Below are 8,481 nucleotides of genomic sequence, written 5' to 3' on the forward strand. Positions count from 1 at the left end.
ACTCAGAGGGACTATAAACGCGCGCCTGCCCATTTTTATGGTGGTAATAGCTTTACTGTCGGCACCTATGCGCCATTATTAAATGAGCTGGCAGACAGCTTTGAGCTCAGTTCGCTAGCATTACGCGGTTATTGGTACGATAAGCCGCAGAGTCGTCGCCTGACCCGTGAGCAAGACGCTGAGATGCTAATTGAGTTTTTAGAAAAAACCCAAGATAAACCAGTTGTCGGTATTGGACATTCGCAGGGCGCGACTGCTACTGCAATAGCGGCAGCAAAGCGTCCAGAGCTTTTCTCAGAGCTCTATCTTATCGAGCCTGTGACCTTTACCAAAAAACAAGCGAGAATATATAATCTGTTGCCGCGTCAGTTTTTACTGAGCCGTGAACCCTTCAAAAGCACGTTAACGAAGCAAATAACTTGGGCAAATACCCAAGCATATTACGAACACCTGCGTGCACAGCGGGCGTATCAGCGTATCAGTAATGAGCATTTAAAAACCTTTGCTGAACAAAGCCTGAGTGCTAATAATGACGGTAGCTATACTCTGCTATTCTCACCTGAGCAAGAGCTTGCCAACTATTTTGGTGCGCCTCATATTGATGCCGCTCTTAAAAAGCTAAGCTGCCCCTACACTTTGATTACTGGCAAACCAACCTTATTTATCAATCCAAAAGTACGTAAGCAATGGCAAAAATTTGTCCCTGATAAGAGTATTATCTCCTTACCAGATTATGGACATCTATTGCCAATAGAAGCGCCAGAAATATGCGCTAAAATTATCAATGAGCATTATCAGAGCAGTAAATAACCTTGACTGACCTTTTTGCAACCAAGCCGACTGACAATCTATTGCCTTATGACGGTCAGGTAAATGACTTAGGGATTGTGATCGATTATCCCAGCCCTTTATTTTATAACTTGGTGACTGAGTTACCTTGGCAAGAAGATATCGTCACTTTATTTGGCAAGACACACGTCACAACGCGTCAAATCGTTTGGATGGGTGATAGCGATATTGACTATCAGTACTCTGGTCATACGCGTCAAACCATACCTTGGACAGATACTATGTTTCATGTGAAACAACATGTTGAGCAGCAATTATTAGCCCTTGGAATTGATACTAATTTCAATTCGTGCTTACTCAACTATTATCCTTCTGGTGATGACGGCATGGGCTATCATGCCGATGATGAACGAGAGCTTGGTGAGCAACCGATTATCGCTTCTTTATCCCTCGGTACTACGCGTAAATTTGTCTTTAAGCATAAAAAAACTCAAGATAAAGTCGAGCTTCATCTTGAATCAGGTCAGCTAATTGTCATGCACGGTGATACTCAGAGCTTTTGGAAGCACAGCATTACCAAGACTAAAACAGTAGCCACAGGACGTATTAGCTTAACCTTTCGGCAAATATATCCAAGTAATTAAAATTAGCCATTACTCAAATCTGGTAATTGATTAAACTTGATTTAACTAACTTGCAACACAAGCTTGCCAAACGCATCGCCTTTTTGCAGCTCATGATGGGCGGTAACGACTTCTGACAATGGATAAGTCTTTTGCAAACGTAAAGTTAGCTGACCATCCGCCACTAGTTGTAGCACTCGTGCCATATCTTCGCCATTACGCTGAGCAGCATAACCTTCAACGCTTAGATTTTTTTGACTGCCCGCTTCTTTGAGTTTATCCACCCAAATCGTCGGTAGGACATATACACGTCCAGATTCTTTCACAACGTTTAGCGCTCGCACACCTGCCTCATCACCAACCAAATCTAGCAATACATCAGCTTGCAGCTCAGGGAACGCATCATTTTTGGTATAGTCAATCCAACCTGCAAGCTGACTGGTATCGATCAAGCTATCCAGTTTTTCATACTTTTCTGCTGAACAAATAAGCGTGACTTTAATATTATTTTTGGCAACTTTATCCATCAACAGCTGTATCAATAAATGACCAACACCGCCTGCTGGAGCACTCATTACTACATGCTCGCCATCTTTTATATTAGCAAATTCAGCAAACTGTAGCGCTGTTTGTCCGATACAAGGTAGTGCGCCTGCCTGCTCTAAGGTGACCGCTTCAGGCACACGTGCCAACAGTTTGGCATCAACAGCGACGTATTCAGCATAGCATCCACCGTTAAAGGTTAATGCCGCCACTTTATCACCAACCGCAAAATCTGTGCTATCGCTTTTGACCACTGTGCCTGACATGTCAAAGCCTAAAATCGCAGGTTTACCCTGATCAAATTTATCTTTTTGGATATTGGCCGCGCCCCAACCTTTACCTTGGCGAGTTTTATAATCGACTGGATTGATACCTGCATAAGCAACTTTCACCAGTACTTGGTTGTCTGTCAGCTCAGGTATGGCAACATCATCTTGATACGTCATCACTTCAGGTTCACCAAACTCACGTATGATGACGGCGTGCTGGGTCGTTGGTATGTTCTTATCAGACATGATTTATCATCCTTTTTTATTTTACTATTTAGCGTTATTTCTTCCATTATTAGTTTTTTACTCTAAGGCAATGCCAATTCTGCGCTCAGTGGCAAATGATCAGACAGGGTTGACCACGGTTTACCTGTATGTACCCAAGCATCCTTTATTCTGAGATTACGAACATAGATACGGTCTAAGCTCAATACAGGTAGCTTTGCTGGAAAGGTCGGCAGCAGCTTGCCGTGACAATGCTTAAAAGCTTCCGTCATACCCAAACTTGACGCCAGTCTGTCACAAGACATTTTTTTCCAGTCATTAAAATCGCCTGCCAAAATCAGTGGCTGATCAGGTGAAATCTCATCTCGGACATAGTTGGCAATCGCTTCATACTGCTTGATACGATCGCGCTCAAATAGGTTTAAATGGGCGCATAAAACCACCACTGGCACATCCCAACCTACCGGCTGCACTTCGCAGTGCAAAACACCGCGCTGCTCAAGCTTATTGACCGTAATATTGACGTTATGCTTGGGATCAAGCGGAAATCGGCTTAATACGGCATTGCCATGATGACCATTATCATATTCTGAATTTTTGCCATAGCTGTTTTCTAGATCTAAAAATTCGCCAAACCATTCATGCTGAGACTGGTCAGGGTATTCATTATATTGAATATTGCGCTTAAGGTTTTGCCCTTGTACTTCTTGTAGACAGAGTATGTCCGAACCAATAATATCAAGCGCTTGGGCAATACCCTGAACTTTGACTTGGCGATTCATCGGCGACATGCCTTTATGAATGTTATAGCTGGTTAGGACAAAAGATGTAGTATTAGTCATAATTTTATCAGTCATAGACTCAGTTTTTAGAGAGCAAATATTGGCTGTTGATATAGTGGACTTAACATAAAGAATAATCGTTTGAAATATAATCGATGCACTATGAAGCCATACATATAAAAAGAGCACTGGTTCTTTTCGAACCAATGCTCTCATACTATACCTATGTGCTATCAATAACCAATAGCTAATTCATTACTGAATCCAAGCCATCTATTAATAGCGGGTGACAAGAGCAATCGGTTGGTCTGCACTCATCATATCTTGCGGCATAAAGACCGCTTTGCCGCCATTATGAATGACATGCTCAATGATTTCACCAATGGCATCATCAGTGATACCTTCTGCGCTTGGATCATCTGCAAGATTTAGCGTCTGCGCTTTTTCATCAATTTTAGCAGGTTGAATATAACCACGGCGGACATACAAGGTATCGCCTACGCCTTGGAAAGCACTACGATAGACTTCTTGCAAGTCAGTCTGTAGTCTATTTGCCCCATGCGCTTTATCAATCTCGCCCAGTGCCGCTTGATGTAGCGAGGTACGATAACCTTCTACTGCTTCTTGTACACTATCGATAATATGCTGCGCGCTACCCTCATCTAGATTGGTGACATTCGATACCGTAGCGATGATATTATCGGGACGGTCACAGACATCTTTATAGTAACCAATATTTTTGGTATCGCCGACGATCACAAGAGGTATTTTATGCTCGCCCCACAACTCTTGCACGCTTTTATCGACTTGATTAAAGTATTCTTTTAGATGGCCACTTCCATTACGCGATGGGCGATCCAAACTGCCATGACCCGTTGTAGATAGTCCATTATTTTCAATAGGAAACTTGATGTTTTCCATATTTTTTTGTACATCATCATCCTTATTGAACTCTCTAATGACACGCTCGTTTGACGCTTCAATCAAGCGAGCATTATCACGGGTCAAGACTACCGTGTAGTAATGAACAGCACTTGCCATATCACGGACCAAATCACGAGTGGCAAAGCGATGTGAGATGACTACACGCTCAGTGGTATCAATGGGCATACGAATCACTTGCACATCGTCAGTACTGGCAAAAATAGCTAACGTATCTAGATTAAAATTATGATTAAGCTCTTTGGTCTTAGCATGGATATTATCTAAGATAGTGGTCGCTGTACGTTTGTCATACTCATTAGTCAGACGTTCTTCGACGACTTTTAACTGGTTTTTTAGGGCAATAGGGTCTTTGTCATTGGCAGGGTGTTCGCGGTGAGTTTTGACAAAAATACTGACTGCTGGATTCGCCTTTGTCTCGCGTAAGCTTTTGAGAGTTGCTTTCATAAATACTGCTCCTTGTTTTATGACCATGAATTTCCAGTACTGCTTTTAGTATGCCTTGCCTATCACTGCTTTTAGATTTTTGCTATGGGATGGCAATATACTCTTAATAACAACATACTCTTAATAACATAGCATGCTTAATCTTCTATTCATACTACAACATATTCGTTCTATTACCCTATCAACTTGACCGCACAAGCTATAGGGTTAATTTGCAAGCAAATGATGATGCTTTGTAAGTGATGTCAAAGTCTGCCATAGGTATTTCAATAGAATTAACAGGATTATTAGTCTAGTAATGCTTACGCACTTGGCTTGTATTTTCACCAATGAAGACCCATCTTTTAGATAGTGCGATACTGATTATTAACAGTGGTTATCAAACACACCACAAATATTAGCCTCACATCGAGGCATTTAATTTTAAGACATTTTGATGTCGATACATCTTATTTAAAATATAAGCAATAACACCTTTGAACGACTATGCCAAATTAAAGCAGTTTATTTATCAAATTCATTATTTATAGCGGAACCTTTTATGACTTCTATTTCTCAAGAATTACACCTTGTCGATTTTGCCAATACCGCGCCAACTACCTTACAACAGCAGGTAATTAGCGCTATTGACACTGCTAATGCATTTTTAGATGAATTGACAATGATGACAGACAGCAATGAAGCGGCGACCGCGATAGATGCTGAGCAAACGCTAACTGAAATAAAACACTTTGATCATATCAATTTGGCACTAGATCGCAGTTGGGGTATTTTGTCGCATCTCAATAGTGTGATGAGCAACGATGAGATTCGTCATGTCCATCATGAGCTGCTGCCAAAACTGTCTGCCTATGGCACGCGGGTTGGACAGCATCAGCCGCTATTTAGCCGTTATCAAGCGATTGTCAATGATAAAGCATTCTTTGCAGCGCTTGAGCCGGCACGAGCCCGTGCTATTGAGCTTGCGCTACGTAGCTTTGAGCTATCAGGGGTTGCACTACCAAAAGCAGAGCAAGATAAATTTGCGGCTATTCAAAGCAAGCTATCTACTTTATCAGCGACTTTTTCAGACCATGTATTAGATGCAACTCAAGCCTATGCTTTGCCGCTTCAAAATGAGCAGTTAGCAGGTTTAACTGAAAGTGGTTTGGCGCTATTAGCCGATGCAGGTGAGCAATATAAAGCCTGTGAGCTTACCAGTGGCGCACTCACTCAAGCAGAGGTTGATGCATTGCCCACTCCTTATTATGTGGCAAGCTTAAATATTCCTGTATATCTTGCCATCATGACTCATGCCGATGATCGCAACCTACGCGAGACGTTATATCGCGCCTATGTCACCCGTGCCTCTGAGTTTGATAAGCATACCAATGCCAAAGGCGAATCGCTCAATAACGCCGATATCATGAGTGAGATTTTGCAACTGCGGGAGCAAAAAGCCAAACTGCTAGGTTTTGATAATTATGCAGAAGTATCGCTATCGACCAAAATGGCAGATAGCGTAGCGGAAGTGGAAACCTTTTTACGCGATTTAGCCGCGCAAGCAACGCCAACTGCTGAGCAAGATTTGGCGCAATTGCAAAAATATGCGCAGGATTATGGCATTATTGACTTACAACCGTGGGACAGTGCTTATGTCGCAGAAAAAGTCAAACAAAGCGAGTTCAGCTTATCCCAAGAAGAAATCCGCCCGTACTTCCCATTACTCAAAGTGATTAGCGGCTTATTCGCCATCGTCGAGCGCTTATACGGTATCAAAGTGCAAGAGCAAAGTAGTGATGGCGCAAATGATAGTACAAACAAAGTCTTAGCATCACGTTGGCACAATGATGTCCGTTTTTATCAATTATTTGATGCTGATGATAATTTAATTGGTGGCTTTTATTTTGACTTGTTTGCCCGTAGTGGTAAACGCGGTGGCGCTTGGATGAGTGGCTTTCAGTCGCGTTATATCTATGCTGAGCAAAGCCATGAGCAGCTACCGGTATGCTTTATGGTCGGCAACTTTACCCCAGCACTCGATGGTAAGCCAAGCTTATTGACCCATGATGAAGTGGTCACCTTATTCCATGAATTCGGTCACGGTTTACATCATCTGTTGACTCAGGTAACGGTGGGTGATGTTGCTGGTGTCAATGGCGTTGAGTGGGATGCCGTCGAGCTGCCAAGCCAGTTTATGGAAAACTGGGCGTGGGATGCAGAAGGTATTGCGCTGATCAGCAGTCATGTCGAAACAGGTGAGCCATTACCAAAAGACAAACTTGATGCGCTATTAGCGGTCAAAAACTTCCAAAGTGGTTTGCAAACCCTGCGTCAGATCGAATTTGCGCTATTTGATTTATTGATTCATGCGCAAACGACAGCGCTTGATTATGAAGGCATCTTAGCTAGTCTCAATAGCGTACGTCAGGATATTGCTATTATGCAAACGCCAGACTATAACCGTTTTGCTAATGGCTTTAGCCATATCTTTGCCGGTGGTTATGCCGCCGGTTATTACTCATATAAATGGGCAGAGCTATTGTCTGCCGATGCCTTTAGTAAGTTTGAGGAAGAAGGGATTTTTAATCCCATCACAGGTAAAGCCTTCCGTGAGACCGTCTTATCAGTGGGCGGTAGTTTCCCTGCTAAGGTAAACTTTGAGAATTTCCGTGGTCGCAGCGCCAGTATTGACGCTCTTTTACGTCATAGCGGTTTTGCTGAGCCTAAAAACCAGACGAAAAACAGTACAGCTGCCAATGCGTCAACAACACGCGAGGTCATTTAAATGCGCTATCAATCAACACGCCTAAAGCGGCAATTTTTAGCGGGCGTTCGTTGCCCCAAATGTCAGATGATGGATGCGATAGTTCAAGTCAATATCGTCACCCCAGCACCTGATGAATATATTGAATGTACGCTGTGCGGACATACCGAACATCGTCCTGACCCTGATGCTATCAGTGCTAAAAACCATCTTGAGGATCAGCTAACTCGTGACGCCATGATCACCGGAACCAGTGGTACCGTCAAATTTAAATAAACACCGCTTAAGCTCTGACCCTCAAACAGTCATATCTCATCGCTACTGTAAATGATATTGTATCCACTCGCCCATCTCGCAATAGATGGGCTTTGTTATTTTGAGTTTGCTATAGTATGGCAACTGATATTATTAACCTAAATTGACTATGGTATGAAAAGCAAAAAAATACGTCCTTTATCCAATGAATCTTTGAGTAAAAAACCCACCAGTTCGGCTAAATCACGTCAAAAATGGTGGTTTGGTATTCTATTGATTGTGCTATTGATCGGTTATTTGGTTTGGAGAGGCATGGTACCCCAAAATAATACCATTGATGGCAAACTATTACCTACGACTACCGAAGAAATACAAGCTAGCCAAACCAATGCCTTACTATTAGATAATGTAGCAAGTGACTTAGGAACTGCTAACATAGAAAACAGTAATTTAAATAATAGAGAATTAGATAATAGCAACTTGGAAACCATTGATACTGCGTTAAATCAAAATGCAGCTAATGTGAGTACGACAAATGCTAACATACCTGACCCTAAAGCTATCTTAAAAGCGCCATTGCCAAAAACGAACAGCTTAGCCAAAGAAGAGATTGATCGTTTAGAAGATGAACGTAAGCGTCTAGCTGAACAAGAAAAGCTCGCTGCTGAGCAAATTGCTATGACCAAACAGTTGACTGAACTTAAGGCTCAAGAAATCACACTACTTGAGCAACAAATCGCTCAATTAGAAGCTGAGGCTGCTCGAACCAATGCTAAATAACGGATACTTTTATAAAGGGGCTGGATGATGGCAACTTTGCAACTCACTCACGCCCCTATTTTAAATAGTAGCGCCCAGCT

At 42.3% G+C, this 8,481-nt stretch carries 8 protein-coding genes; 5 read left to right on the forward strand and 3 right to left on the reverse strand.

What is annotated here, in order from left to right; translation table 11 throughout:
• Together VLN09_RS06225 and VLN09_RS06230 are read left to right on the forward strand one after the other, a co-directional pair.
• On the forward strand, nt 1-810 hold an 810-nt coding region (locus VLN09_RS06225; RefSeq protein ID WP_325244721.1), incomplete at its 5' end, for an alpha/beta hydrolase.
• Nucleotides 811-812: 2 nt separating this feature from the next.
• The gene (locus tag VLN09_RS06230) at nt 813-1,433 is read left to right on the forward strand and encodes an alpha-ketoglutarate-dependent dioxygenase AlkB family protein (protein WP_325244723.1); all 621 of its coding nucleotides are present in this window, start codon (nt 813-815) and stop codon (nt 1,431-1,433) included.
• Between the two features lie 41 nt (nt 1,434-1,474).
• Here VLN09_RS06230 and VLN09_RS06235 read toward each other — a convergent pair whose 3' ends face one another.
• The 3 genes from VLN09_RS06235 to VLN09_RS06245 all read right to left on the reverse strand — a co-directional run bounded on the left by VLN09_RS06235 (nt 1,475) and on the right by VLN09_RS06245 (nt 4,620).
• Nucleotides 1,475-2,470 (reverse strand): NADP-dependent oxidoreductase, encoded by a 996-nt coding sequence (locus VLN09_RS06235; RefSeq protein WP_325244725.1) that lies wholly within the window; start codon nt 2,468-2,470, stop codon nt 1,475-1,477.
• 62 nt (nt 2,471-2,532) lie between these two features.
• A complete protein-coding gene (locus VLN09_RS06240) occupies nt 2,533-3,291 on the reverse strand; it encodes an endonuclease/exonuclease/phosphatase family protein (RefSeq protein ID WP_325244728.1) in 759 nt (252 codons plus the stop codon).
• A 216-nt stretch (nt 3,292-3,507) separates the two neighbouring features.
• Nucleotides 3,508-4,620 carry a hypothetical protein gene (locus VLN09_RS06245; protein WP_325244729.1) on the reverse strand — a complete coding sequence of 371 codons (1,113 nt, stop codon included), beginning with the start codon at nt 4,618-4,620 and terminating at the stop codon, nt 3,508-3,510.
• A 541-nt stretch (nt 4,621-5,161) separates the two neighbouring features.
• On the opposite strand from VLN09_RS06245, the gene VLN09_RS06250 reads away from it, so the two are divergent.
• The 3 genes from VLN09_RS06250 to VLN09_RS06260 all read left to right on the forward strand — a co-directional run bounded on the left by VLN09_RS06250 (nt 5,162) and on the right by VLN09_RS06260 (nt 8,401).
• Entirely contained in the window at nt 5,162-7,387 is a 2,226-nt protein-coding gene (locus VLN09_RS06250; RefSeq protein ID WP_325244731.1) for a M3 family metallopeptidase, read from the forward strand.
• Nucleotides 7,388-7,642 carry a YheV family putative metal-binding protein gene (locus tag VLN09_RS06255; protein WP_325244733.1) on the forward strand — a complete coding sequence of 85 codons (255 nt, stop codon included), beginning with the start codon at nt 7,388-7,390 and terminating at the stop codon, nt 7,640-7,642. It abuts the gene before it with no gap.
• A 153-nt stretch (nt 7,643-7,795) separates the two neighbouring features.
• Entirely contained in the window at nt 7,796-8,401 is a 606-nt protein-coding gene (locus VLN09_RS06260; protein WP_325244735.1) for a hypothetical protein, read from the forward strand.
• The last annotated feature ends 80 nt before the right edge of the window (nt 8,402-8,481 follow it).

Source organism: Psychrobacter sp., assembly GCF_035469765.1.
Taxonomy (GTDB): domain Bacteria; phylum Pseudomonadota; class Gammaproteobacteria; order Pseudomonadales; family Moraxellaceae; genus Psychrobacter.

Bases quoted from the DNA above. Each gene is read 5' to 3' on its own strand.
- VLN09_RS06235 (WP_325244725.1), bottom strand. From the start codon at position 2,470: ATGTCTGATAAGAACATACCAACGACCCAGCACGCCGTCATCATACGT.
- VLN09_RS06240 (WP_325244728.1), bottom strand. From the start codon at position 3,291: ATGACTAATACTACATCTTTTGTCCTAACCAGCTATAACATTCATAAA.
- VLN09_RS06245 (WP_325244729.1), bottom strand. From the start codon at position 4,620: ATGAAAGCAACTCTCAAAAGCTTACGCGAGACAAAGGCGAATCCAGCA.
- VLN09_RS06250 (WP_325244731.1), top strand. From the start codon at position 5,162: ATGACTTCTATTTCTCAAGAATTACACCTTGTCGATTTTGCCAATACC.
- VLN09_RS06255 (WP_325244733.1), top strand. From the start codon at position 7,388: ATGCGCTATCAATCAACACGCCTAAAGCGGCAATTTTTAGCGGGCGTT.
- VLN09_RS06260 (WP_325244735.1), top strand. From the start codon at position 7,796: ATGAAAAGCAAAAAAATACGTCCTTTATCCAATGAATCTTTGAGTAAA.